Origin of the sequence: Umezakia ovalisporum Ak1311 (assembly GCF_029891685.1) — a bacterium.
In the GTDB taxonomy this organism is placed as follows: Bacteria; Cyanobacteriota; Cyanobacteriia; order Cyanobacteriales; family Nostocaceae; genus Umezakia; species Umezakia ovalisporum.
Genome location: NZ_JANQDJ010000015.1, coordinates 1 through 24,984 on the forward strand (window position 1 = coordinate 1; position 24,984 = coordinate 24,984).

Annotated in this window: 19 protein-coding genes and 1 pseudogene; 9 read left to right on the forward strand and 11 right to left on the reverse strand. The window is 40.8% G+C overall.

Going from position 1 to position 24,984, the window contains the following annotated elements:
- Window positions 1-127: 127 nt before the first annotated feature.
- A complete protein-coding gene (locus NWP25_RS02425) occupies window positions 128-274 on the reverse strand; it encodes a hypothetical protein (protein WP_280698830.1) in 147 nt (48 codons plus the stop codon).
- Between the two features lie 218 nt (window positions 275-492).
- Between NWP25_RS02425 and NWP25_RS02430 the strand changes: the two genes are divergently transcribed.
- Window positions 493-813 (forward strand): hypothetical protein, encoded by a 321-nt coding sequence (locus tag NWP25_RS02430; RefSeq protein WP_280651253.1) that lies wholly within the window; start codon window positions 493-495, stop codon window positions 811-813.
- A gap of 47 nt (window positions 814-860) precedes the next feature.
- Here the strand turns inward: NWP25_RS02430 and NWP25_RS02435 are convergent, their stop codons facing one another.
- The 3 genes from NWP25_RS02435 to NWP25_RS02445 form a co-directional block, all read right to left on the reverse strand.
- Entirely contained in the window at window positions 861-1,181 is a 321-nt protein-coding gene (locus tag NWP25_RS02435; RefSeq protein ID WP_280651247.1) for a DUF2103 domain-containing protein, read from the reverse strand.
- An 8-nt stretch (window positions 1,182-1,189) separates the two neighbouring features.
- Entirely contained in the window at window positions 1,190-1,516 is a 327-nt protein-coding gene (gene clpS / locus NWP25_RS02440) for an ATP-dependent Clp protease adapter ClpS (RefSeq protein WP_280698832.1), read from the reverse strand.
- Window positions 1,517-1,668: 152 nt separating this feature from the next.
- On the reverse strand, window positions 1,669-3,717 hold the full coding sequence (locus NWP25_RS02445) for an FAD-dependent oxidoreductase (RefSeq protein WP_280657223.1): 2,049 nt from the start codon (window positions 3,715-3,717) through the stop codon (window positions 1,669-1,671).
- A gap of 476 nt (window positions 3,718-4,193) precedes the next feature.
- Between NWP25_RS02445 and NWP25_RS02450 the strand changes: the two genes are divergently transcribed.
- Window positions 4,194-6,317 (forward strand): tetratricopeptide repeat protein, encoded by a 2,124-nt coding sequence (locus NWP25_RS02450; RefSeq protein ID WP_280698833.1) that lies wholly within the window; start codon window positions 4,194-4,196, stop codon window positions 6,315-6,317.
- Here the strand turns inward: NWP25_RS02450 and tnpA are convergent.
- Both tnpA and NWP25_RS02460 read right to left on the reverse strand, forming a co-directional pair.
- Window positions 6,314-6,570: pseudogene (tnpA, locus tag NWP25_RS02455) on the reverse strand (IS200/IS605 family transposase); the annotation flags it as partial. The gene NWP25_RS02450 and the pseudogene tnpA overlap by 4 nt on opposite strands.
- Window positions 6,571-6,832: 262 nt before the next feature.
- Window positions 6,833-8,404: an alkaline phosphatase D family protein gene (locus NWP25_RS02460; RefSeq protein WP_280651251.1), complete on the reverse strand. Its 1,572-nt coding sequence runs from the start codon at window positions 8,402-8,404 to the stop codon at window positions 6,833-6,835.
- A gap of 250 nt (window positions 8,405-8,654) precedes the next feature.
- On the opposite strand from NWP25_RS02460, the gene NWP25_RS02465 reads away from it, so the two are divergent.
- The gene (locus NWP25_RS02465; RefSeq protein ID WP_280651252.1) at window positions 8,655-10,100 is read left to right on the forward strand and encodes an aminotransferase class I/II-fold pyridoxal phosphate-dependent enzyme; all 1,446 of its coding nucleotides are present in this window, start codon (window positions 8,655-8,657) and stop codon (window positions 10,098-10,100) included.
- Between the two features lie 235 nt (window positions 10,101-10,335).
- On the opposite strand, the gene NWP25_RS02470 is transcribed toward NWP25_RS02465, so the two are convergent.
- The gene (locus NWP25_RS02470) at window positions 10,336-13,425 is read right to left on the reverse strand and encodes an MFS transporter (RefSeq protein WP_280651254.1); all 3,090 of its coding nucleotides are present in this window, start codon (window positions 13,423-13,425) and stop codon (window positions 10,336-10,338) included.
- Between the two features lie 650 nt (window positions 13,426-14,075).
- On the opposite strand from NWP25_RS02470, the gene NWP25_RS02475 reads away from it, so the two are divergent.
- From NWP25_RS02475 to NWP25_RS02485, 3 genes are all read left to right on the forward strand, one after another.
- Entirely contained in the window at window positions 14,076-14,768 is a 693-nt protein-coding gene (locus NWP25_RS02475; RefSeq protein ID WP_280650796.1) for a general stress protein, read from the forward strand.
- A 132-nt stretch (window positions 14,769-14,900) separates the two neighbouring features.
- Complete coding sequence (locus NWP25_RS02480) at window positions 14,901-15,362, forward strand: BON domain-containing protein (protein ID WP_280650797.1); 462 nt, start codon at window positions 14,901-14,903, stop codon at window positions 15,360-15,362.
- A gap of 241 nt (window positions 15,363-15,603) precedes the next feature.
- Complete coding sequence (locus NWP25_RS02485) at window positions 15,604-16,068, forward strand: CAAD domain-containing protein (protein ID WP_280657228.1); 465 nt, start codon at window positions 15,604-15,606, stop codon at window positions 16,066-16,068.
- A gap of 120 nt (window positions 16,069-16,188) precedes the next feature.
- On the opposite strand, the gene NWP25_RS02490 is transcribed toward NWP25_RS02485, so the two are convergent.
- Both NWP25_RS02490 and NWP25_RS02495 read right to left on the reverse strand, forming a co-directional pair.
- Window positions 16,189-17,751 (reverse strand): metallophosphoesterase family protein, encoded by a 1,563-nt coding sequence (locus NWP25_RS02490; protein WP_280650799.1) that lies wholly within the window; start codon window positions 17,749-17,751, stop codon window positions 16,189-16,191.
- 92 nt (window positions 17,752-17,843) lie between these two features.
- Window positions 17,844-18,815, reverse strand: coding sequence for a YegS/Rv2252/BmrU family lipid kinase (locus tag NWP25_RS02495; protein ID WP_280650800.1), 972 nt, complete (start codon window positions 18,813-18,815; stop codon window positions 17,844-17,846).
- A 297-nt stretch (window positions 18,816-19,112) separates the two neighbouring features.
- Here NWP25_RS02495 and hemC point away from each other — a divergent pair, with 297 nt between their 5' ends.
- The 3 genes from hemC to NWP25_RS02510 all read left to right on the forward strand — a co-directional run bounded on the left by hemC (window position 19,113) and on the right by NWP25_RS02510 (window position 22,837).
- A complete protein-coding gene (gene hemC, locus NWP25_RS02500; RefSeq protein WP_280650801.1) occupies window positions 19,113-20,096 on the forward strand; it encodes a hydroxymethylbilane synthase in 984 nt (327 codons plus the stop codon).
- A gap of 101 nt (window positions 20,097-20,197) precedes the next feature.
- A complete protein-coding gene (gene glgA / locus NWP25_RS02505; RefSeq protein WP_280650802.1) occupies window positions 20,198-21,637 on the forward strand; it encodes a glycogen synthase GlgA in 1,440 nt (479 codons plus the stop codon).
- A 321-nt stretch (window positions 21,638-21,958) separates the two neighbouring features.
- On the forward strand, window positions 21,959-22,837 hold the full coding sequence (locus NWP25_RS02510) for a peptidoglycan-binding protein (RefSeq protein WP_280698835.1): 879 nt from the start codon (window positions 21,959-21,961) through the stop codon (window positions 22,835-22,837).
- Between the two features lie 27 nt (window positions 22,838-22,864).
- Here NWP25_RS02510 and wecB read toward each other — a convergent pair whose 3' ends face one another.
- Complete coding sequence (gene wecB / locus NWP25_RS02515; RefSeq protein WP_280650804.1) at window positions 22,865-23,983, reverse strand: non-hydrolyzing UDP-N-acetylglucosamine 2-epimerase; 1,119 nt, start codon at window positions 23,981-23,983, stop codon at window positions 22,865-22,867.
- 227 nt (window positions 23,984-24,210) lie between these two features.
- Window positions 24,211-24,585: a hypothetical protein gene (locus NWP25_RS02520; protein WP_280650805.1), complete on the reverse strand. Its 375-nt coding sequence runs from the start codon at window positions 24,583-24,585 to the stop codon at window positions 24,211-24,213.
- Window positions 24,586-24,984: the final 399 nt, after the last annotated feature.

Sequence of the window (24,984 nt, forward strand, 5' to 3'; positions counted from 1 at the left end):
GGGGTGAAAAGATGTTAGATAAATTCCGCTACCTTCAAGCTTGTATGTGTCAACAAATCAGTTATGTTCATTGGATGGAAGATATTATGAGATGTTGACATTTTCACCTTTGATAGGACTACTATATCTAACTATGTAAAGTTTTGTAACGAAATTCAACATTTCTGGCATTAACGCTAGCCTGCGTATCTACAGGATGTAGTGATTGAGGGTTTTTTAATCCTGCTATTTTCCCTATCTCTGGTAGCGATTTATTCGGGATTTCTGAGAGCATTTTTCCTTCCTGATTATACTTCCCCCGTACTAACAAAAGAGGGATAAATAAAAAATTATTAAAAAAATTAAAAATATTGCTGTTAATTTAAATAAAACTTTTGTTGCATTACTTAAAAATAAGTACAGTATTCCATTGCAGTTTGTAAATATATTTTGGGGATTGCCAGACTGTTCCTTTAGACTGAATCCCAATGGGAGAGTATTGGATCAATGCAAATGCATTCAATTAATTTAATGTGCCACGAATTTGTAGTTGCTGTATCCTTTTTTGCTTGTGTTGCTGGTCTTTTATTACTATGGGATTGCGATAAGGGAAAAGATAATATAGAAGAAACAGAGAAGATTCTCTTTAGAATGAGCTTCTCTTACTGGCTTGTTTATTGTTTTGCTTTTGGTTTGGAAAAGCTGATTTTACCAGACTGGGAAACTTTACTCATGTCTGTGAAAATCACCACTGCTTTGTCATATTTTTTAACTTTTTCTTGTGTCTTGAGTTTGCCATTGCACAAATTCTCAGTCCGCCGAGTGGAAGAATAGTCAATAGTCAACCATTCAACCATCTATGAATAACTGACAGTAGACTATTAAGCTGATTTATTTTTCATGGCGATGGCAATAGTATCTTTGAATTTATCCTGATCCAAAGTGGTCAGGATAAAAACCTCTTGTACTGTTTTACCATGACGCGCTATGACTTTGTAACCACCGCGAATAGGTACAGATACGCGTAGTTGCATTTTTGGGCAATGACCTTTAGCCCGCCCAATGACACCTGGCGTGACAGTTTGAATCCCATCCTGTTGACAGAGACGTTCCAAAATGGGGATGAGACCTGCAATATGAGTTGAATGATTCCAGACTAATCTGCCATCTTTACCAGAAGCGTCTTTAGCGGGTTTATCCATGATAATAATTAAGCCGCTTCTAAAGGAGCCATTGTTAAGCCAGCTCGACGCAGCTGTTGATGATAGAGTTCAGCCATTTCTTGGGGTCCTACCCAGACAATAGCTTGCCCTTCATAATGTACATGATTGGTTAAGTCCCAAGCCAGAACACCGGTCATCCCGGGAATATACTTCATCAAACACTCGGATACGTGTTGAAAAGTATTGAAGTCATCGTTTAAAACAATGACTTTGTAATTGGGATAAGGCTTGCGGGTAACTTGATTAGACAGTCCAGGAGCTACAGTTGGTGCTGCACTTGTTCCGTATACAGCTGCTGAAAGTCTTGTAACCATAAAACAGTTAGCTAAGATAATTTTACAAAACTACATTTGTTGATAACTAGTTTAGTCTATTCTCTGTGGGGTCAATCCAAAATCAAAAATGAAAAATTGTTTGACTCTCAGGGCATAGATTGTTCCTTAGGGTCAAGCAATTTGGATTGACACTAACGCCAATTATCCCAATTTTCGTTAAAAATTGAAGTATCAGGGAAAGCAGTGGGGTTACGATTTTTTTCTAACAGACGTTTAAGAGCTTGTAATTCTGGTTCTGGCTTAGGTAAATCGTCTGTTAGTTGGTAAGGTGCAATTTTATTTTTTAAAGCGAAAGCCGCAGTAGTTCCCGCAGCTGCGCCAGCAGACCATTCAAATGAGTGTACCCGATAGGCGGCCGCAGCAATGTGACTGGTAGCAATACTTTTACCTCCTATCAGTAAATTGTCGATTTTCTGGGGAATCATGGCTCTGAGTGTAATTTGGAAGGGATAAGCTTGACCAGCACCCCGCCTTTCTCCTGGACGTTCTCTATTACCAGGGGCTTCTGGGGGGCTTTTCTCCATGCAGGGATGAAAGTCAATGGCGTAGTGACCGATACCTACAGCATCTGGGAAAATGGTAGAACGAGTCCGCCGCATTACTTTTTCTGGTGGTTTTTGGCCTATAATTACGGATATTGCTTCTAAACCTGCCAGTGTGCTTTGTAATCTCCTGTACATATCGGCTGGAAGTGTTTTGCGGTAATATTCATCCTTGTAGTTGCGGTGAGAAATGTCAGTTTCCCAAATTGTAAACCCTCCAGGTTCTCCCCAGCTGGGGCGGCCTATAATGCGTCGGCCTTCTCGGATATAAGGATATTTCGATAAACCATGAGCTGTCCCCATGGGAGAATTTAGCCCAAAGAGAAGGCGGTTATTTGTTTGTTGCTGCTTAACATCCTTACCAAGTTGGGAATCTGTAGTCCCAGCTACCAACCAGTAATAGTAGGAAAGTGCATGTTCCTCACCTTTGCGGAGAGTTTCTGTCCTTAGTCCCCCCATCCACCCCCCTGGCTGCAACTGTCGGGTAGCTTGCAACTGTTGACGAGTGTAAACTAGGTTATCCTGGGGGCTTCCTGGACGATAGTCATTACCCCAAGTCCAGTTTTGCATGGAAATATCCCCTGGTGTGGAAGCAGAAAATTTCACTCCACCGAATGTTGCAGTTTGTCCTTGTTGGGGACTCCAAATGCGGCGATAGGTAAAAACTAAGTCAAAGTTTGCTAGTCGCTGTAGTTCGTAACTAAAATATGGCGCATATTGTAAATAAAATGGGGGCATTTGCTGTGGTTGTGGTTCTTTGGTAGCCTCCATTGCGAAGGTGTATGTAAAGCCTTGGGTACAATAAGGGTCGTTTTTCGTGCTGGAAGAAGAAGGTTCTAGATGGGAACGAGGGTCAATACCCAAGCGGTAAGGAACATCAGCAAGGGCCACTATTTCCCCAGTTTCGCTAGCGTCTACAACGTACCATTTTGGGAAATTCCCTTGGCTGTGTTTGGGAACTAAGCGAATAATATTTTTGGTAAAACGAGATGAGTTTTGGTAGCGATAGGCATCTTCAATAATTTGAGATAACGTAAAGGTGTTATGAGGTGGTGCGCCTTGACCTGGTTGATGTTGAATGGCGATGGCGCCAGTAATTGACTGTCCGCCACCTGTTACTGTAGATGGTATAATTTCTAAGTCTTTAATTACCGTATTGGGAAACCATTCTAACTTCCCTCTACCTTTTTTTTCTGCTTCTTGTAGCATCTGAGTCATGATGGTATGAGCATCACGAGGAAGAAAGCAGGACTCACTTACCCAGCAGTCTCCGGGATTGAGTTTACCGTACTTGCGTTGAATGCGGTTTCGCAATTCCAGATAACCACGAGAATAAAATTGGCGACTACGCTGGGTTGGACGTTCATCTAATGCAGATGTTCCTTGAGAAGAAATTTGTCCTCCCAACCAATCGGTTATTTCTGTGAGACAAACTTTGCGTCCTGCTAGTAAACCTTCGTAAGCTGTAGCTACGCCTGAAAGTCCACCACCCACAACTAAAATTTCGCAATTTACAGTTCTGTTTGGCTTTCTTGACTGTGCAGCAACGATGGTAGAATGGGGTGTAAATAAGTTAGGTATTAAGCTGAGACTCAGCAGTAATGTCAGGCCACGGGCTACCTTATGTCTACGCTTCATACTAAAGGAATCCTTTTACTCCTATCATGGATTTGTAGACGGTAGCATTGGAAAAATGTTACACCATTGACACTTTCCGGGATCAAGCCAGCAAGATTCTACGTTGTGCGTCAGGATTTGCTTGAGCAGTTTTTCACCAACTAGAGTAGAGGCCCCAATTACTGTAGCTTTACCTTGGGTTAACTCTTTCCCAGGTTGTCTTGCCAGATAGAGAATGTTTATTCCTGGCATCCACAGCCATATTTATGAGTACAATCAGTAAGATTAGTCCAACATACCGACTGAAATATTATATCATGGGAGTTGAAATATTAATTTCCCCAGGCTGATTAATTTTCAGGGAGAGAACCGGAGGGCTGAACAGCGATGATTTGAGAACTTGCAGCTTGGGAAGTATTCGGTCAGAATTGATTTCTGGTATAGATTGGAAATAGGTAAGCCACTGGAAAAACTGACCCAAGAATCAGGATGGTTCTATGAAGCGCAAAAATCAACTTGTTATTAGTTTAGTATTGAAAAGCGCTATTGTCTTTTCGCCCTTGCTATTGTCTGCTGGTGTTGTTAGTGGACAACCCAGACCATCCGTTTCCCCAGAAGTGAATAATGCTGCGGTAATGTCTTCTGATACGCAGTGGGAAAAATTGGCTCAGTTGCAAACACAACAGCCGACTCAGCTACCTTTGAATAGCACAACTGTGTTGTTCAATGTGTGGTTATTGATATTGAGTGTGTTTCCTGTGGCGGTGATTGCTTTATTCTGGCTGTTGCGAAAAGTGGCAATTCGTGAAATTGTTCATAGAGCAATGGCGCAACTACAGGGAATCGAAAACTTACAACATCAGCTGACAATTGTCAAGCAAGATGCTGAGAATCTGATTGAAGAATCTAAAAGGATCAATCGTGAATTAGACAAAAAAGTTTTTACTCTGGAGCAAAATATACAAACAAAGCAAGAAAAATTAGCTAAGTTGACATCTGAATTGTTGCAGTCAAGAGATCATATCTTGGCAGGATTAGAAACAAAAATCCAAAATATCCAAGCAAATTTAGAGTCGGAATTTGTAACACAACTATCTGAATTAGAATTGCAAGCAGAACAAACAAGAGATAAAACTATAGAAAAGTTAGCCAGTTTAGAATCTGATCTCAACCATAAATTAGATGAATTGTACTTAGAAGCTAGACAAAAAAAGAATATAACTTTAGAAGAGTTAGAAAAATCTAGGGATGAATTTAGTGTTAATCTTTATAGATTAAACTCTGAAACTCAGCAAGATAAAGATAAGACTGTGGAAAGTTTGAAACAATTATATGTGGAGGCTGGACAAGAAAAGAATGAAGTTATACAAAATATTAAGGAATTAGAAAAATTATTTCAATCGGAAATATCTGAGCTACAGTCTGACAACCAGCAAGAGAAAGAGAGTATTTTTGCAAGTTTAGAGATTTTACAAGTAGATGCTGAAAAAGAAAAAAATAGAATTATCCAAATTTTAGGTGAGTTAGAAAATTTATTCAAATCTCAAATAGCTGAGTTACAATCTGAAGCAAAAAACCAAAAAGATTGTATATTAGAAAATATAACAAAATTACAGTCAGAATTCGCATATCAATTATCTGAACTAGAGGTGGATGCTCGAAAGCAGAAAGAGTTAATTATTGCCAATTTAGAACAATCAGGTTTTGAGTTTGCTGCTCAATTTTCAGAATTACAATCCCATGCTCAAGAACAAAAGCTGTTTGTTCTCGAAAAGCTAGAAAAATTAGAGGCAGATTTTGTATCTCAACTTTCTGAGTTGCAGTTGGACGCTCAACAACGCAAAGATATAATCTTACGGGAATTGGTGAGTACTGAGTGGCTAACTCCAGAAAAAGAAGAAATTCCTGAAGTTGAGTCAAAACACCAAGAGTTAGTTAATGATGCTCTCTCAAAAGCAGAGGAGTTATTTGCTCAAAGAAAATATGAAGAGGCTATGGCAGTTTATGATGAAGCGGTGAAAACTGAACCGGAGAATCCTGTTATTTGGTTGAAACGGGGTTTAAGTCTGGGGAGATTACAACGCTACAAAGATGCAATTGCTTCCTATGAACGAGCTATTGAAATTCAGCCGGATTATCACCAGGCTTGGTGCGATCGCGGTGTGGCTTTTGGTAAGCTAGGACAACATCAACAAGCTTTTGCTTCTTTTGACAAAGCTGCTCAAGTTCAGCCTGATGATCCAGTGGCTTGGTTAAATCGTGGTCTTTCGTTGATAGAGTTGGAACAGTATGAAGATGCGATGGCCAGTTTTGATCGAGCAATTAAAATTAATCCTAATTCTGCTAAAGTTTGGGATAAACGCGGTTATGTTTTGGTAAGACTAGGAGAAGATGATGCAGCGATCGCTAGTTTTGACAAAGCATTAGCAATTAATCCTGACTATGGAAGTGCTTATTACAATAAAGCCGCTTGTTATGCTTTGCAAAGACAACTAAAATTGGCGTTGACAAATCTGCAAAAAGCAGTTGAACTCAATGCCAGATACAAGGAAGATGCAGCTTTTGATATTGATTTTGATGAAATTGCTGATGACAAAAGCTTTAGAGAAATAATTTCTTAGATCCCTTTGAAAAAGATGTATTTTTTGAAGACTTCAAGTGGCGCACCCCCAACAGAAGATACAAAGTGACTAGGACTCCATAGGGTTTTGGATATCCAGCTTGACCATATCTAAGACTGGATAGACCTTTTGGCGCATTAACAGTTTGAGACATTGAAAGTTTCGGTGGAAACTGAATTAATGCCTCGATGTAGTCTGGTTCTAGGTTCAGCTCAAGTATTTGAAAATTCATCTTTTTCGCCACTTCTACAAAATCTGCAATAGTTTTCTAAACATAAAACGTGAAAGCTAGGTATCGGTAAAGATTATACCCAACAGACTAACAACGACAGACTTTAGCTCAAAAGACGAGAACGCATCTAGAAATGGTAGACATGGGGCATCGGCACGACCTTAAACGGAGGGGGAGGGATCCTAAGACTACCCTGGTAGTTAGTTGCTGTAATCCGTTAATAATCACCGACGTAGAACGTCGGTGATTATGTCAAAAATGAAGAGTGTGAATTCTAATTAGGTTAATTTGCTATTGCACCTGGTTTTCCGTCTTCCAGGACAAAGGAAGCTAGGGTTCTGACAGAGGCATTCATGTCAATAATGCTAGAGACAACTCGGTAGTCAGTTTGCCAAAGTGCTGGTGTCAGTTTACAACGGACGTATCCCCGGAAGGCACCGTCAAAGAATTTAGTATGGGGGTTGTTAACTAGGGAAGCTTGAACCGGAGCAATAAATTGGGCGGGAAAGTCAGAGGAAACTGAAGTTCCTACGAATTCTGTACCAACTGTTGGTGAACTTGGGTTATCAAAATCAAGTTTCAAATCGTGTACCCAACTCGAATGAATGTCCCCGGTAATTACAACGGGGTTAGAGGGTTGACGGTCATTCATGAAATTGAGGATGCGATTACGTTGAGCTACGTAGCCATCCCACTGATCCATATTGAAGACCGCTGGACTAGGATTAACATTGAAATTGTATTGAGCAAACATAGTCTGTTGAGCAATTATATTCCAACGCGATTGCGATTTATCTAACCCTGTTAGTAGCCACTGCTCTTGTTCTGATCCGGTCATGGTGGCATTGCCGTCTACAGCCTCGGCACAACGAGGTTTCAGTCCATCATTACAAGGTTGGTCAGTGCGGTACTGTCTGGTATCTAGTACGTTGAATTCAGCTAAATTACCAAAAGTGAAACGGCGATAAAGCATCATATCCGGGCCCGTGGGCAATGAAGACCGACGTAGGGGCATATGTTCGTAGTAAGCCTGGTAAGCATTGACTCGCCGTTGGATAAATTCCTCTGGGTCTTGCTCGTTTTCTGGAATTAAATTGGCGTAGTTGTTTTCAACTTCATGATCATCCCAAGTAAAAATCCAGGGACAAGCACCATGAGCGGCTTGCAAATTCGGGTCAGTTTTGTAAAGAGCGTGACGGTTGCGGTAGTCCTCAAGGGTAATGATTTCCGGACCATTATGCTGGCGTGGGGCATTTGCTTCTGGTCCGTATTCGTATATATAATCACCTAAATGAACCACCAAATCGAGGTTTTCTTTAGCTAAATGGTGAAAAGCTGTATAAAAGCCATTTTGCCAGTCTTGACAAGAGACAAAAGCAAAATTTAGTTCTTGCACAGAGCTATTAAATGCTGGTGCTGTGCGAGTTCGCCCAATAGGGCTAAATTCTCGACCTACTTGAAATTGATACCAGTACCAACGCTTAGGCTCTAGCCCACGCACATCAACGTGTACTGAGTGTGCCAATTCTGGTGTCGCCATTGCCGTTCCTCGACGCACAACCCTTCTCATCTTTTCATCCAGGGCAACTTTCCAGCGCACAGGAACATTGCTGAGTGGCATTCCCCCACCCATCAGGGGGTTAGGAGCCAGCCGAGTCCAAATCACCACAGCATCCGGCAAAGGATCACCGGAAGCTACACCAAGACTAAAGGGATAGTCGGAAAATCTCTGGTTAGCTAATACAGGATACGATTGGCTAGTAATTGTTAACCCTGTTAAAAATCCTGCACCCAATAAAAAATTTCGCCGCTTGCAGCGATTTGCTAGCAGACGATTGTAATCTATATATTTCATATTTACCCCTATTAATTGCTGAAGCAAACCACAGCAGGCTACCAACCTCAGATCAAGTGGGGATTAAGATTTTATTAAATTTCAATAAAATTCATTTCCGGCTACTTGCCTAGCCCAGAGAAGAGAAAGAAGATTCAACGAACTTACAGTAGAAATTTCAGCAATTGCCAAATCATAATGTAAAACTAAGATTTCATCCGGTTTGAAAATAGTTTTTCAATTTGCTCATTGGCAGTTCGTTGATATAAAAATGCGAAATCAACACCAAACCCCTTTGTTAGATGGCTTAAAAGCTTGTAGCAACCATAGCCACGCTCCTTTTTACACCCCAGGACATAAGCGAGGACAGGGTGTTTCTCAACCTTTGGCTGATTTACTGGGGACAAAAGTTTTTCGGGCTGATTTAACAGAATTAGCAGATTTAGATAATTTGTTTACACCCCAAGGCGTAATTTTAGCAGCACAACAACTAGCAGCAGAGGCTTTTGGTGCTTCACAAACATGGTTTCTTGTCAATGGTTCCACCTGTGGAATTGAAGCTGCTATTCTCGCTACCTGTGGTACAGGGGATAAGATTATTTTGCCGCGAAATGTTCATTCCTCAGCGATCGCCGGGTTAATTCTTTCTGGTGCCATACCTATTTTTGTTAATCCTGAATATGACCCAGTTTTAGATATTGCCCACAGTATCACACCCCGGGGTGTCGCAGCTGCACTACAAAAGCATCCTGACGTTAAAGCAGTTTTGGTAGTATATCCCACCTATTACGGTGTTTGTGGAGATTTACAAGCCATCGCCCAAATTACTGATAAATATAATATCCCGTTACTTGTAGACGAGGCACACGGCGCGCACTTTGCTTTTCATCCCCAATTACCCACCACAGCTTTAGCCGCAGGTGCGGATTTAACTGTACAGTCTATCCATAAGGTACTCGGTGCTATGACACAGGCATCAATGTTACACGTCCAAGGCCAGAGAATAGATATTCACCGCCTAAATAAAGCTTTACAACTTGTGCAGTCTACCAGTCCTAGTTTTGTACTTTTAGCTTCCCTAGATGCAGCACGTCAGCAAATGGCACTACATGGAAAAGCGCTGATGTCTCGAACTTTGGAACTTGCAGATGCAGCTAGAAAAAGAATCAGCGAAATTCCCGGATTATCGGTTTTACAAATGCCAAATTTAGATCCAACACGCTTAACTGTCACTGTTTCTCGCTTGGGTTTAACCGGATTTACCGCAGAAGAAATTCTTGATCAACAACTGGATGTGACGGCTGAGTTTGCATCATTGCAACATCTCACTTTTATTATTAGTTTGGGCAATACATCATCTGATATTGAGCGGTTGGTACAAGGTTTGATGAAACTGCAAGGTAGGGAGACTAAGAGTTATCCCCCAACTCAAAAAAATTTGATTTTATGGGATGATAATTTAGGAACTGTTTCACCCCGGGAAGCCTTTTTTGCTGTTAGTGAAACTTTACCTTTGGCACACACAAGCCATCGCATCTGCACAGAAATTGTTTGTCCTTATCCTCCAGGAATCCCCGTTTTAATGCCAGGGGAAGTCATTACTCCAGCAGCTTTAGAATATTTACAACAAGTTCAATCAATGGGTGGATTTATCTCTGGTTGTGCAGATGCTAGCTTGAAGACTTTAAAAGTTGTCAAAATCATTGGTAATTCGTAATATAGGAACGGGTAAAAAAAGTTGTCGAGAGCGTGTTCATGCCTGTAAAAATTGGGGCCATGCAACTGATAGGGATGTTGCAGCCGCTCAAGTAGTTCTGATTAAAGCACTTGCAGCCCTCGGGCAAGACGGTGAACATGTTTGGTGTTACCGGAGCGGCGCGTTAGTTAGGGCGGGTAAATTCATTGGAATCCCTTTGAAGTAAGAATCCCCTGGCTTCCAGTTGTGGGGAGCGTCAAATTCCTGGGATACATATCATATAACGGAACTGAGTCGCTATTGCTCCGGTGATCGCACTGGCGAACAGAGAAGTCAAAGCTACACCAAATAGCCACCAGGCGACATTGGCGACAATTCTTTTAGTTTCCTCAGCTTGTATTTTTGCTTGTTCTTGAATTGCTTCTAGGCGTTTTTGGGCTTCTTGCTGGATGCGTTCTGCTCTGTGCAATACATTATCCCGTGCCGCTTCTATTTGGTTGATAATTCGGTTAGCATCCTCTGGGGAAATATCTTCACGAGAACTGAGGATAGCCACCAAGGTATCACGATCAAATTGACTCAGACGATGGCGCAAAGCCTCAAATCCAGCTTGTGGATCATCAAATAATTGAGCAAAGTCTTGTTGAATGCTTTCATAATTCAGTTCTGGACGCTCCAAGGAGTTGAGATAATCACGGATTCTGGCAAAAGCTCCCTCAATTATCCCTCGCATCCTTTGCTGAACCTGCTGGGCTTGATTCACAACTGAATCACGCACCGATTCGATTTGATCCACAAAGCGGTTAGCTTCTTCCTCAGAAATATCTTCTCGTTGAGAGAGTAAAGCCACAATTGTCGAACGGTCAAATTTAGCCAGGCGATCGCCTAAATTACCCAATCCCACTTGTGGATCTCGCAGCAACAATTGGACATCACGTTTAATGCTTTCTGGGTTGAGTTCTTCTTTATCGGTATGGCGCAAATAATTTTCCAGATTAGCTTCAAAATCCCTAGCTTTTTGAGCAGCACGGCTGGCGTAATGTCGTGGGCCTCGAATCATACTGCGAATTGCCTCTTGCACTCGATCAATTCTTTGATTAACTTGCTCTTCGCTCAAACCAGGGCCTTGGCTAAGAAGTTTGACCAATGTATCACGGTCAATTTGGGAAAGGCGATGGCGGAATGCTAAAGCACCCTCTCGCGGATCAGCGAGTAATGTTTCTAAATCTGTCCTAATACCTTCTGGGTTGAGTTCTTCCAAGTTAGTATTGCGGAGATATTCAGCCAATTTATCCACTGTTGTTTGGGGTACTTGCAAAATGGTATCTCTGATCGCTTCAATTCCATGAACGATTTGGTTTACCTCTTCTGCGCTCAAATCTTGCCGTTGACTCAGCAGTTTGACAATTGTATCGCGATTAAAATGAGATTGGCGTGGGTGGATTAAGTTAATTCCCGCTTCTAAGTCTTGTAGTAGAGGGGGAAAATCACGTTTAATACCTTCAGGACTTAATTCTTCTTTGTTGGTATTCTGCAAATACTCTTCTATTCTTTGCCATAATTGATTGGCTTTTGCTGTTGCTTGTTCTTGGCGTTCTCTGACCTCATTCAAGACGCCATCGCTGATAGTTTTCAGTTGATTAACAATATTATCAGCTTCTTGTTCACTCATGTCTTGACGATTTAAAAGTAACTGCAAAAAAACATCATGATCAAATACCTGTAAGCGAAGATCTAAATCTGTAAATTCTTGCAATAAACCAGTGAAATCTCGATCAATAGCATCTGGATTAAATTGGCTTTTACCTGTAGAACGCAAATAATTTTCGATCCTTAGGCGCAATTCCTCGCCTTTTTCGCGGATTTCTGCGTGTTGAACAATTTCTAAAACTTCCTCACGAACACTTTCCATTTGGTGAGTAATTTCTGTTACTCTAGCTTCACTAAGATCACCTCGCTGTTTGAGTAAGTTTCTAAAATATTCTGGATTAATTCCCTCTAATTCCCGGCGTGTGGTGCTAGGATCTGCCTCTGGGTCGTAGATGACTTCTTGAAATTCATCTGTAATTGTGGTGCGGTTCAAATGCCAAGGTAAAGAATTCAAAATATAGTCTTCTACATCCACGTTGATAGTCTTGTGGGTTGGCTGTGGTAATCTGGCGGCTATTTGTTCTGTGGTCTTATCTATAATATTTTCTAAGTGGTGTGTAATTTTCTCGATATCCATGTCTTGAACCTTGTCTTTCAGCTTTTGGATTTGATTTGTAATTTTATCTATATCAAGATCAGACAGATCTACCCTATTTAGTACTGCACTACCAGCAGCTTGTAAACCATATTCAATTCCTTGCTTAATGAAAGCGTTTCGACCATTGCCATTTTCTTTCACTCCCACCAACTCCTCAAGCCGTTCACCTAATTTTTCTGACCTTAACTCTTCGGGTGTAGCAGATTTAAGTAAATTAATCACTTGCTGAGTTGGACTTTGACGAGCAATAACTTCTTTCCAAGCATCTTCTAATTCGTCAGCAATTTGATTAATCTCTTGTTTTGATAACTTGGTCGTCTGGCTGCTGATTAAATCTATAAATGTTTGACGGTTGATTTTTTGTAGCACATCAGCTTCAGCAATAGATGATAAATCTACCTCACTCAGAATCTTCTCAAATTGTTTACGAATTTCTGGTAAATTGAGTTGCGGTATTTGCAAAGATTGTAAAGAAGTTTGTAAAGTATTCTTAATAGTATCTGCATTTAAACCCGAAGTTAATTCCCGCCGCACTATATCTATAATCTCTTGAGCAGTGGAAACCGCTTGTTTTTTCGCCATATTAGCGCCAACTGCTGCAGTTGCAGTACCTAATATAGCCTGTAATCCAGAATTGGCAGTATTGATAAAAGATCCAACGAAAGAACCGAAGGTTGATGACCCTAGCCAATATACTAATGAAAAGTAGCTAGACCAAACAACTACACCCATAATTGCTCCTAAGAGCATACTTTCAATTAAACTCAGTTTCACTGCTAGAAAACAAGCAAGAGATAATGCAATACTGGCGTTTATTAATGCCCAAAATCCGACCTTTTTCTCCACCTCACGAATCGCACCGCCCCAACTGTTTGACCCAGACCGAGCAGAAGCATCAGTTCCTAAAGATAAAATTCCTATTGCTAGTGAAAAGTTTGTCAATAAAAACTGGAAAGCCAAAGCCATTAAGGTGCCAGCTAATAGTGCTACTATCAACTTAGGCCCAGAAAAAAGTAATGATACTTGTTCTGGAGTTAAAATTTCTGACCTTCCATTTCTGGCTACTATTTCTAAAATGGTTTGAACACCCTGAAACATATGAAACATAATACTGTTTTCCTAATAGCGCTCAATTCCAGCCGTTTATTGTTAATAAACTCTTACTTAAAAAGTTTAAGTTGCAACTCATAAAAACCATACTTTCTTAGGTAAGAAATTCTTTTGTCAAAAGTCGTACTTTCATCAAGTTATGCTACTTTAAATTTGCTGTATGTATCCTCAATTAATTATTTCTATTTATAGAGATAAAAACAAATAATTCCCTACCCAGAAATGTTGACTGTTGACTGTTGACTGTCCAAGTTGTGCGTCCGTGATACAAAATTTGAGCAATTAATGACTCTATTCTTAATAGACAATGAACTTTATCTGGGTAAAACGCAAAAATTGTAAATTCTTATTGCAGGATTCAACACTTGTGTTCCCCACCATAGTAGAGAAATTATTTTAAATTTAAATATTTATTCTAATTACTGATTATTTTTTTATATCAATCCACTTATGTCTAATGATATAGATGGCAATTATGCCAAGAGATTGAGGAATTTTTGTGAGAAAAATGTGTAAATCAAAATATTGATATTATTTTCTCTACTTTCAGGTTCAGCATTGGTGATTTTGGGTAAAAGAAAGTAGAAAATTACAGAAAATTTAGACGATATCAATAAATTTGATTAGAGGATTTAAACATGGTTGTTAGCGTGGGTAGACGAGCTGTAGGTACTTTTTCTAAACGTAGTAGTGTTGAACAAGCGCTACATGAGTTGAAAAATTCCGGCTTTCCAATGGATAGAGTTTCTGTTATTGCCAAAGATGCAGAGCAAACAGGAGATATTGCAGGTGCTCCAACAAGAGAAAGAGTAGGCGATAAAGCTGGGGAAGGTGCAACAACTGGGGTGATTTCCGGCGGAGCTTTGGGTGGTATAACTGGCTTATTAGTTGGTTTGGGAACTTTAGCAATACCTGGAATTGGACCAATCATGCTAGCAGGTGCAACAGCAACAACTTTGGCTACAACTATTGCCGGTGCTGGTATTGGTGCAGCGGCTGGTGGGTTAATAGGTGCGTTAATCGGCTTAGGAATTCCCGAAGAACGAGCCAGAGTTTATCAGGAGCGAGTTGAACGAGGACATTATTTAGCTATTGTGGAAGGTACCGACGCAGAAATTGCCAGAGCCAAAGAAATTTTCAATCGCTACGATGTTCAAGAGTTTGGTGTTTATGATTACCCGAATGAACAAAGAGAGCATCACCCACAGGTTGATTCGGTGAGACATCAAACTACACCAGTTGCAGGTACGGTTCCCACTAATTACTCAGCAACAAGGGAACGTGATGAGTCAACGGTAGTTATTATTGACCATCGGGATGAAAAAGTTTAATCCAATTTGGCTATTAATTACAAAACTTTCATTTGATGAGGAGTAGCAGGAGCACGAAAAATTTGCTCCTCGCTAGTCCTAAAAACCTGAATGTGTATTCAGAATTTAAATTTGTGAGGAAGACTTACAAACATGCAAAAACTAACTCTTTTCTTAATTGGTTGCGCTTTATTTTTGAGTGCGGCTGCTTGTCAGGATACTGCAAGAACAACTCGCACTGCACCTGCTCCTGGTGAAGTTGCAGAAGCACCAGCCCCAGAGGAAACAAGAGCTGCTAGAGAAGATGCTCAGAGCGAACTTCGCAGAAGACAACTAGATGCTGATATTCGCGCTCGTGAAGAGAGAAATGTGGCTGCTGGTGGGGATACTACGGATAGAACTCCCGAAGACTTGGCGAGTGAAGTTCGCTCTAAGTTAGAGGCTAATATCCCTGATAGTCAACTAACAGTTAGAGCGACGGAGGAAGGTACAGTCGTTGTCTCAGGAACTGTAAATAATGAGGATGAGTTATCCAAGATTGAACCACTAGCACAAGAAATTAACGGTGTTAATGATGTGATTGTTAATGCAGTTGTTGTTCCTACACAAGGCTAAATTGGTTAATCTTAAACCCACGGTCTAGAAATGATTTTAATCGGTGTTTATTGACCGTTTATCATCTGATATTATTCCATTGTCTTCACATAAATAGAACGACCTAAGTAATTCCGTCGTAGTGAGGGACAGATTCCCTCATTACGATCCTATATTAGCTAATTATATCAACTCCGATTGTTATGTTTATAGAAATCCAGTAATTTAGAAGAAGTGCTGTAACCACGCAACTAAAAAACCTATGGAAACCCAAAAAAAGCAAATAGAAACAATGGATGCGAGCCCCTTTAGCGCGGCTTTACCCAACCCAACTAATAGCATCCTACCACCGACGGTGCGAGAGACTGCTAATTTATCTCAGTCTAAGCTATCGGCAGTTCATGGACCTGAATATCAATGGCAACGAGCTGCTAAAAAAACAACTCACTTTTTAGAAGAACTTCCTGAATATTTAAGTAGCTTTTTTCAGGAAAATAGACGCTCTTTGAGCAACGTTGCTTTAGTTTTGACAGCAATTATTACATTAAAAGTAGCAATAGCAGTATTAGACGCAATCAATGATATTCCTCTACTATCACCAACTTTTGAGTTGATTGGTATTGGGTATGTTACTTGGTTTGTTTTGCGTTATCTGGCAAAATCTCAAACTCGCCAAGAATTAAATAAAAAAATCCAATCTTTTAAACAAGAAATTTTGGGCGAGTAATTGTCCTAAGCATTAAGCTGCTGACATCCCCGACTTCTTAAAGAAGTGGGGGATATTTATGTTGCTAGCTTATGGGAATAGAGGATTTGAAAGTTAATTAACGGTAGGCACAAACCATATTCAAATAGTAAAAGATGGCATTTCGTAATTGTGCCATTGCCTTTGATACCATTCAGCTACCAAGGGACGGAGAATAAATTGAGGATGGCGATCGCCTGTCACATCAATGCGTAAACTAGAATAAGGTCGTTTCTTTCGAGAACCGTGACCATGACGACCGACAAACAAATGCGATCGCGCTATTAATTTACTTATATCTCCCACAGTTTCCCTTAAATCTCCTCCTTCAGTTCTTTGGCGACGCAAACTATACCCACTACCACCGCAAACAACCCAGTGAATATTAGAGTCAGCGTGTCCTGTATCCAAAGTTTGCAAGTGTTCTAAGCAATGAGCGTGACCATTTAAGACTAAATTTACCAGAGGCCGTCCCTGACTCAAAGAACCTAGTTCTGTCGCTACCTCATTCAGTACACGACGCAGGCGGTCGCGAACAGCTAAAGTTTGTCCTTGTTGCCATTTTGTCGCTTCAGTCACATAAGGCGGATGATGAAAATAAATTACCCTTCCCCGCACATCTGGGGTATGCCAAGATTTAATCAATCTTTGTTTTAACCATTCCAGTTGTTCCATATCAGTCACAGTTTCTTGATCTGTGTTTAATTGCTTGTTGATATCAACAATTAATTCCTCAATTTGTGATATCTGATTTTGCAAGTCATCTAGCTTCTCGGCTTCACTGGGATTTTCCGGATTTAGTTGGGCTGCGGTTTCCATAATTTGCAGCTTTTCCCGCTCAAAGTTTTGACGACGCTGTTCCAAAACTCTGCGCTGTTTTCTTCCTGCTTGGGTTGTCGGTATTGGTATTGGTTCATTAAATGTGTTGGAGTCCAAAGCAAAAAAGTCAATCCCTCTGTAGCAAAAGGTGTAATAACGATTTGGTAAGCGGGTAAAGCGCCCTGGTTGGTAATTAAGACAGCGCCCGGTATCTGTCTGAGCAGTATAGTAATTATCTAAGTGTTGCCCTAACTCACCTGGAAAATGAAACGCTTTGAGATAGTCCAAAAATGCCTTTGCATAAGCGTTCCCCTTCCCAGAACCATGTAAGCCTACATCCAGTTCTAATTGCGATCGCAATAAACGACGCAGGGGTAAAGTAGTTAAGGACAGGAAACTCAAGACCAATGGTAGGTCATAGTAATCATGATTTCCCGGTACAGGTAAAATGGGAAAATTGAAAACCATCTGGTCGTAATTAATCTTTTCTGGATGTTCTCCCCCCAGCAGAAACTCTCGGTAAGGTTCGATAAAGTTTTGTTGGTAATATTCACTCGACCCCACCAAATAGATCACATCACCCGTGTGTAACATAAAACTACATTCCTGGTGATGGGGTAGCATTTGTTCCGCAACCTGTCGCTGAGGATTATGTCCCCGGTGGCCCTTAGTACCACTGTCACCCACAACCAAAAAAGAAAAGTCTTGATTTTCCCGGTGAGCATCCGCTAAAACCAGCCGAGTTTGGTCAATACCGCGCTCTACAATCGACGGGTCTTGCCATTTTACCCTTTGCTGCATCTTGCTAATTTTTTTAGCGATCGCTGGATCAGAAACGAGTTTCAATGCGACCTACTCCTGTGTCTTAATTCTTCCTTCCCATCTCACTCATACCTTTTTTATAACGCCATTGCCAACAGTTTTGAATTTTGAATTGTTCACTCCTCCTGTGATTCCTTGATCTCAACAGTCAAATTAGGAAGTCCGTCTAGCTTTTCCGTAGGAGTAGGCCCTTGGTCAAAAGGTACAAAAATTTTCAAGCCTGCCGGTACACAATAAACTTGGATGGGAGTTTTGCCAATAATTTCCCCATCTACAACCACCTTTTGAGGGGGTTCAGCGTTGATTTTAAATTGATTTGCTCGGAGGTAGCCAATATCATCTCGTTCTGCTGCGCTACTCGTTGAAGCCGTTTGTAATAGATGAAATGTAGCCGCAATTGCCCCTGCTTTACTTTCTGGCGCGACAATTGTTAAATCTAATAGTCCATCATCATAAATAATACCTGCTGGACCCTGAGCTAATACTGAACTAGGAGGAGCAGCATTTGCTACTGTTATTGCCGAGGCACTCGTTTTAATGATTTTGTTGTCGGTTTCAATTTCAACTTCAAAACTCTGCAAATTACGTAGTTGTTGCACCCCTGCCAAAATGTAAGCCATCATACCAAAGCGTTTCTTAGCTTCGCGGTCTGCCATTTCTACAGTTTCAGCCTCAAAGCCGATACCTGCCAGTAATACCATTGGCTTACCATTACAATAAGCTGCATCCACATATCGAGTTTGTCCCTGCAAAATTGTCTGACAAGCGGCATCAATTGTGTTAGGTATTCTCAATGCGGCAGCAAAGGCGTTAGCTGTTCCCCTAGAAATAATACCAAACGGGATATCCCTACCTAATATGGGTGTAGCTGCCGCAGATAAAGTACCATCTCCCCCTGAAGCAATAATCGCTTCTACACCCCGTTTTACAGCTGCTTGAGCCAGTTCATCAGCATCAGTTTCTTCGGTTGTTAGATAAATATCCAAATCAATTTCTGGCTCTAATAATGCCCGAATCATTTCCAGTTCTAGTTCTGGGTTACCTTGACCAGCAACTGGATTAAAGATAAGGCAAGCGGAACGCTTCATAGGGTTGAAAAGTTAGTTTTTAATCAAAAAGATATCAAATTATTCATAACATCACAGTGAAATTATCACTTCTATCTGGTGGGTGGTTTAACTTTTTTTATGGACTGTATTTCTCTAACCGCAAATTCTGTGGGTAATTTTCTATGTTCAACTGTTTTGTCATTCAAAAAGATGTTAACAAATGTAAAAAAAAGCGAAAAAAAGTTTACCAGAATTAGAAAATAACAATGCGGAGACTCACCTACTGCGGTAGTCTAGATGAGAATAAGTTTATCGCCTGGTTTGACATATTGTTTTATGACTTCAGTTGTTTCCAGTCCTGCACGCACTATCCGCATTGGTTCTCGTAAAAGTCAACTCGCCCTAGTTCAGACTTATTGGGTGCGAGAACAACTCCAAAACAGATTTCCTGATATCACTTTTGAAGTGCATACCATGTCTACCCAAGGCGACAAAATCCTGGATGTAGCATTGGCTAAAATTGGCGATAAAGGACTATTTACTAAAGAATTAGAACTGGGAATGCTCAATCAGGAAATTGACTTTGCAGTTCATTCCCTGAAGGATTTACCAACTAATCTACCAAACGGGTTAACTCTGGCAGTAATTACAGAACGGGAAAACCCAGCAGATGCCTTGGTAGTGCATGATAAATATAAAAATAAACAAATTGAGACTCTACCAACAGGTGCAGTAATTGGTACATCTTCCTTAAGAAGACTAGCACAGTTACGCCACAAATTCCCTCACTTGACATTTAAAGATGTCCGGGGAAATTTAAATACACGTATGGAAAAACTGGATGCGGGGGAATATGATGCTCTGATTTTAGCAGCAGCAGGACTACAGCGCTTGAGCATGAGCGATCGCATTCATCAAGTTCTTCCCAAGGACATTTCCCTCCACGCAGTGGGACAAGGAGCTTTAGGGATAGAATGCCGTGCTGATGACCAGGAAATCATCACCATACTTAAAGCTATTGAACACAAACAAACTCGCGATCGCTGTTTGGCGGAAAGAGCGTTTTTGCGCATTCTCGAAGGTGGTTGTCAAGTACCCATAGGGGTAGATACAGAAATAGATGGTGATAATTTAACCCTCACCGGGATAGTTGCCAGTGTGGATGGTCAAAAACTCGTCAAAGACTCTGTAACTGGTGCTGTTGAAGATGCCGAAAAATTGGGTGCAGAGCTAGCAGACCTGTTAAAAAAACAAGGCGCGCAGGAAATTTTAGAGGAAATATTTACCGAGATCCAACGGGGGTCATCATCTATTGGGTAAGCAGATGTGATTAGATAAGTAAGCAGTCAGCAGTGAAAAACTAATAACTGTTGATTGACAACTGAAAACAAATAAGCAAAACCGGGGAAATAAAAACTACCATGCGGATTCTATTCGTGGCAGCAGAAGCAGCTCCCATTGCCAAAGTGGGAGGAATGGGGGATGTTGTGGGAGCATTGCCCAAAATACTCAGAAAAATGGGGCATGATGTCCGCATATTCTTACCTTATTACGGTTTCCTCCCAGACAAAATGGAAGTTCCTAAAACAGCGATTTGGAAAGGATCTGCCATGTTCCAGGACTTTGACGTTTACGAAACCGTTTTACCTGGTACTGATGTTCCCTTGTACTTATTTGGACATCCTGCCTTTTTACCTCGTCGGATTTATGGTGGTGATGATGAGGACTGGCGGTTCACTTTCTTTGCCAATGGAGCATCTGAATTTTGCTGGAACTACTGGAAACCACAAATTATCCACTGTCACGATTGGCACACAGGAATGATTCCGGTGTGGATGCACCAAGACCCTGACATTACCACGGTGTTTACTATTCACAACCTAGCTTATCAAGGACCGTGGAGATGGTATTTAGAAAAAATTACTTGGTGTCCTTGGTATATGCAGGGACATAACACCATGGCGGCTGCGGTACAGTATGCTGACCGAGTAAATACAGTTTCTCCCACTTATGCTGAACAAATCAAAACCCCTGCTTACGGTGAAACCCTCGAAGGTTTACTGTCTTTCATCAGTGGTAAGTTATCGGGGATTATCAATGGCATAGACACTGACATTTACAATCCCGCAACCGATAAAGCGATTCGCCAAACTTTTACTATCGATACCCTGGATCAACGCAAAGCTAACAAAATTGCTCTGCAAGAAGAAGTGGGTTTAGAAGTGAATAGCCAAGCCTTTTTAATTGGCATGGTGACACGTCTAGTAGAGCAAAAAGGCCTTGATTTGGTCTTGCAGATATTGGATCGCTTCATGGCTTATACGGATGCCCAATTCGTGCTCTTGGGAACAGGAGATCGCTACTACGAAACCCAAATGTGGCAGTTAGCATCTCGCTATCCCGGACGTATGGCAACATATCTGTTATACAATGATGCCCTATCTCGCCGGATTTATGCTGGTGCTGATAGCTTCTTAATGCCTAGCCGATTTGAACCCTGCGGTATCAGTCAAATGATGGCTTTGCGTTATGGTTGTCCCCCTATTGTCCGCCGTACAGGTGGATTAGTTGACACCGTATTACACCACGACCCCATGAACGCCGCCGGCACTGGTTATTGCTTTGATCGCTATGAACCACTAGACCTGTTTACCTGTATGATTCGAGCTTGGGAAGGCTTCCGTTTCCAACCTCAATGGCAAGAATTACAAAAACGTGGTATGAGTCAGAACTTCAGTTGGTATGAATCCGCCAAGCAGTATGTAAACTTATATAGATCGATTTTCGGTTTACCAGAGGAAGACGAACAGCCACAACCAGAGTTAGTTGTCACCGAACCAGTGACAAGCCGCGTATCCTGATTCGGTGAGATATTGACATAGTTTGTCAACTTCATGACAGTATCGCTTAGGTTCAACCTCAACATACTGGTCATGATTTTTTTATGTAAAATTTAATATCCGTGTTCTAAAACCTCTCTACATTCTTTCTCGCCAGATAGCTGTTGAAATTGAAAACATCAAAATTTTTACCTCAAAAGGGGAAAATACTTTCCAGATGGAAGGAATTTAACTTTTATTAATACCTGGAAGCAAATCTTTGTTGTAATTTAAAATACACTAAAATTAAATATAGAAGCAAATCAAGTTATTCTTGACATAAAGGAGTGCATTATGGATTACATGGCTTATTCACATATGTTTATGGCTAACGAAGAAGCCAATGGCAACATTGAATACAATCTTCCTCAGTTTGAGTTTGAGTGGAAAAAACTTTTGAGACATGCTGCCATAGTAACAGCCACAGCAGATCATCTTCCGAGGTGGCAATTCCACTGGATAAATTTTCTAAAATCCTCTGCCTGGTTGGCTTTGGCTGGCATTAGTGTATTGTTTGCCACACTGGCCCACGCGGAAACAGCTTCAATATCAACATCAACATCATATGTAAGAACTAACGGTAGTTGTTTACGTATCCGTCAAGATGCAAATCTCAACTCCGCAATTCTGGGATGTATTCCTCATGGTACTAAAATAACGACTACGGAAATTATTAACGGTTTTGCTCGGCTGTCTCCCAATAGATTTGTTTCAGCTAGATGGATTAGCAGTACACCAAATAATCGTCGAGTTAGCAAGATTACTCGCCGTCCTGTTGTTAGCCCAGTTAATTTGAGTTTGGGTTCTCGCAGTTCCGCAGTAACAGAAGTTCAAAAAGCTTTAGGTGTCAAACCAACCGGATATTATGGACTCACTACTACTCGCGTAGTCCGAGAATTTCAGGCTCGTAATAATTTACGAGTTGATGGTATTGTCGGCCCCAAAACTCGCATTGCTATATTTAAAAATGCCCAGAAAAATAGTACGGATAAGCAAGTTGTCCTCAGTTTAGGATCTCGCGGTTCAGCAGTAACAGAAGTTCAAAAAGCTTTAGGTGTCAAACCAACTGGGTATTATGGACCTACTACTACTCGCGTAGTCCGGGAATTTCAGGCGAATAATAATTTACGAGTTGATGGCGTTGTGGGACCCGAAACTCGCAGTACCATATTTAGAACCTAAGCTAAGTACTGAGTACTAGTCTTCTCATCAACATTGAATGTCAAAATAATTTTCTACAATTTCTAAGATGCGTTCAGCTGCATGACCATCTCCATAAGGATTGATAGCATTTGCCATTGCTTCATACACTTTGGGGTTACTTAGCAACTCTCCCGCCGCTTGAACAATCTTCTCAGTTGTAGTTCCCACCAGTTTAGCTGTACCAGCAGTTATCGCCTCTGGCCTTTCTGTAGTGTCTCTAAGAACTAATACTGGTTTTCCCAGGCTAGGGGCTTCTTCTTGCAAACCACCAGAATCAGTTAATAAGAAATGGGATCGCCCAATTGCTCCCACTAGTTGTTCATAATCTAGTGGTTCTGTCAAGAAAATTCTAGGATGATTCCCTAAAACTGCTTGTAATGGTTCTCGCACTGTGGGGTTGCGGTGCAATGGTAATAGCAAGGCTGTATCAGGAAACTTATCCAATATCTGTAAAAATGCTTGAGCGATCGCATCCAGTGGTTCTCCCCAATTTTCCCGCCGATGCACTGTTGCTAACAGGGTGCGATATGAGTTCCAATTTAAACCCGATATATTACAGCCGGGTTTGGTTGTAGCTATGTTTAATAGTGCATCAATGACAGTGTTACCTGTAATGTGAATGTTTCCCAAAACGCCGCAAACTTGTAAGTTCTCCGCCGCCCAAACAGTTGGCGCAAAATGTAACTGGGTGAGTTGAGAAATTAGCCGTCGATTCCCTTCCTCTGGATATGGATTCAACAAATCATCAGTTCTTAACCCCGCTTCTACATGACCAACAGGGATTTTTTGATAAAAAGCTGCTAAAGCTGCGGCAAAAGCCGTGGTAGTATCCCCCTGAACTATGACTAAATCCGGCTTATTTTTTTGGAATATTGCTTCTAATCCCTGTAAGCTGCGGCAAGTAATATCATTTAAAGTTTGCTGAGGCTGCATAATTTCTAGATTATAATCAGCCTCAAGATGGAACAACTGCATCACTTGCTCAACCATTTCGCGATGCTGTCCAGTTAAAATTACCTGCAACTCAAATTTTGAAGATTGTTGAAATACTTGAACCACTGGAGCAAGCTTAATTGCTTCTGGTCGTGTACCCAAAATAATGCTAACTTTCTTTTTAATAGTCATGCTTTAAGCATAGATAAATAGATCAAATCGTGTACTAGGTGGCTATTAGCTTTCCAAGCTAAATCCTGAAAGCTTCACCATTCACCACAAACTCTGAGTATTGCCAATTTTAAAATCCCGTATCTTTGGGATAGCGGGATTATCCTTGCTTACAATAGCAAAAATTAAAATGAAAAAACCCGGACTGACCGGGCAGATGCTCTGTTTGTCGAATTGAGCAGGATGAACTATGACTTGATCTCACAAGTTAAAGGACAAGCAGCATATACAGAAGTCTGCGTTTGTTCAGCCTCTCCATGTAACCAGCTCAACCACTTAACTTGGTTCGGATGTACACCCTTAAATGTCAACACCCCAGCAGCGATGATTACTGCCATGATATTCAACATGATTAAACCCCCCGATACAAGCAAAACTGCACTAGCAGGCATTACGGATTGCAACACAATTGACAACAAACATCCGACCGTAGCCATTAAAAAGACCAACGGAAAACCGACAACCAACAAGCATACTGCCAATGTGAAAGTCCAAATCAAAAAACTTTTAATCATCATCAAGGAGTAGGTCTTTCCTACATTAGAGGTTTGAGCCGAAACCATGACTTTTCCTCCCAAAAAAATACAGCAAGGTTTTTATTTCAGTCACATATCGTCTTTAACGAGTTGACCGAATTGTTTCGATGAAATTTAAGTATATAGAATGCCTTTCATAAGATGAGCATTTTTTTACTAAACTTTACACTTGATTTTTTATAATCATGGATATAACATCAACTTCACACTTAATTTCTGAGGTAGTTTGTGCCATCTGTCTTTAGGAATAGAGGATAGTAGAGCTTTGTCCTAACAATGGATTTATTGCTCTTGAATTCAGTTTTGCTTAACATTTCTTATAATAAATGTCCTTCATTCTCATAATTCTCAGAAAAGAGTGGAGAATTTATTTGTGTATATTCTTGACGGCAATCATTCTTACTTAAACAGGTTAGTATTTAAATA